The sequence below is a fragment of the Vibrio sp. 811 genome (assembly GCF_033339195.1).
In genome coordinates, this window is sequence record NZ_JAWOUB010000826.1 from 1 (window position 1) to 544 (window position 544).

The window sequence follows — 544 nt, forward strand, 5'->3', positions numbered from 1 at the left end:
CTCTTTAACAAACACTTTAAGTTGCTCAAATGAGCCTGCAAATTCAAAGCTCAACATAGAACCAAAACCCGACTGCTGCTTTTTCGCGATTTCGTGACCAGGGTGATCTGGCAAGCTCGGATGGTAAATCTTCGCGACCAAAGCCTGCTGTTGTAGGTAGTTGAGTACGTGTTGAGAGCTTTCTTCGTGCACTCGCATACGGGCGCCTAAAGTGCGGATCCCACGCAACGTCATGTAACTATCGAAAGGCGTACCCGTGGCGCCAATACAGTTTCCCCACCATGCAAGTTCTTCTGCGTGCGCCTCTGTTTTGGTGATCACCACACCACCAATCACGTCCGAGTGACCATTAATGTATTTTGTGGTTGAGTGGATAACAAAGTCAGCACCGAGATCCAAAGGCTTTTGGTACACCGGTGTCAAAAAGGTATTGTCTACCGCAACCAAAGCGCCCACTTGTTTGGCTTTTTCGCATACCGCAGCAATATCAACCACACGAACCAAAGGGTTCGATGGAGTTTCTAACAAAATAAGCTTTGGCTTT

Annotated in this window: 1 protein-coding gene; it reads right to left on the reverse strand. The window is 47.6% G+C overall.

What is annotated here, in order from left to right; all coding sequences use genetic code 11:
- A partial coding sequence (locus R7Q46_RS29620; protein ID WP_318078645.1) for a PLP-dependent transferase occupies positions 1-544 on the reverse strand: 544 nt, incomplete at both ends.